The sequence below is a fragment of the Acinetobacter harbinensis genome, from assembly GCF_000816495.1.
Classification (GTDB): Bacteria; Pseudomonadota; Gammaproteobacteria; order Pseudomonadales; family Moraxellaceae; genus Acinetobacter; species Acinetobacter harbinensis.
Genome location: NZ_JXBK01000003.1, coordinates 12,146 through 13,454, shown reverse-complemented (window position 1 = coordinate 13,454; position 1,309 = coordinate 12,146). Strand labels below are relative to the sequence as shown.

Sequence of the window (1,309 nt, the reverse complement as noted above, 5' to 3'; positions counted from 1 at the left end):
ACGAGATTAAATGCAAAGCCTGCTTTTAGAATAATTAGAATGTTGTAATTAAAATTACAAAATATAAACTTGCGCATTAAAAAATAACTCTAATAATACAGCTATTTTATAAAGTGGCCAAGAGATTGAAAATCTAGTTCAGTCAAACATAACCTTGTTAAGATTCCTATAGAATGCTTTTTTAAAATTTGATTTTCAAAGCTATAATATAGAGGAGGATTAAATTTACAATAATACCTAGTTGCAGAAGAGCCCTCATAGGACGGTGCAGCTAATATTTAACCGACCAAATTTTCTTCGATGAAACCTGTATGATTTAATTGCAATAATTAGAAATATAGCTATGTAGCAACTATCATATAATTTTAATCTAGGTAAAACCGAACTTAGGTCCTTATATACACTGAAAATTTTGCAGTGATTGTAAATTAATATTAAAATCAATTATATAAAAAGATATTAATCTCTATATCTTAAGCTTCCAAGCTCAAAAAAATCTTCTAATTCAATGCGTTATATGATAGGTTTAAGCTGTTACAAACTAAATAAAATTATAGTTGTAGACTGATAATTAGTTTATTAAAATAGAGCTATTGTTACATCTATCAGGGTATAAAAAAATGATAATTACTATTGCCAATCGTAAAGGTGGAGTGGGTAAGACTACATTAGCTACAAACCTTGCTGTGGCTTTAAGCAAGAAGGGCTCTCTAGTCTTGGTTGATGCTGATGATCAACAGTCAGCTCTAAAATGGTCTAAGCGTAGAACTGAAAACCCTATTTATACTGAATACCATACTGGTGATTTAAAGAAGATCCTTTTAGATCTTCAAAAAAAATATGACTATATTATTCTTGATATTGCAGGACGTGATAGTGAGGAGTTTAGGTCTGCTCTTCAAGTTAGTGATAAGTTGATTGTTCCAACACAACCAAGCCAAGCAGATGTTGAGGTTCTTCCATTTGTATTAAAATTATTTAATACCTACCATAAGGTCAATGAAAAGCTTCAACCCTATCTAGTTGTTAATAAAGCGCCATCGAATACAAGATCTACTGAAGTTGCAGATTCAATCGAGCTATTGGGAACGCTTCCTAAATTCAAGTTATTAAATACCATTATTCGTGATCGTAAACAATTTCGTGATGCAACAATTCAAGGCTTATCTGTAATGGAAATGGGTAGCTCCAAAGCTAGAGATGAATTTAATGATTTTCTGGTGGAGATCTTATAATGATTAAAAATAAGAGCAAACCATCTTTAGGTTTTGGTGATGATTTAGAGGAAATTTTAGAAAATCCCGAAGCG

The 1,309-nt window shown here is 31.1% G+C and carries 1 protein-coding gene; it reads left to right on the top strand.

Going from position 1 to position 1,309, the window contains the following annotated elements; translation table 11 throughout:
- Positions 1-620 precede the first annotated feature (620 nt).
- Positions 621-1,235: an AAA family ATPase gene (locus tag SE27_RS13005; RefSeq protein WP_039624297.1), complete on the top strand. Its 615-nt coding sequence runs from the start codon at positions 621-623 to the stop codon at positions 1,233-1,235.
- Positions 1,236-1,309 lie beyond the last annotated feature (74 nt).

Bases quoted from the DNA above. Each gene is read 5' to 3' on its own strand.
- SE27_RS13005 (WP_039624297.1), top strand. From the start codon at position 621: ATGATAATTACTATTGCCAATCGTAAAGGTGGAGTGGGTAAGACTACA.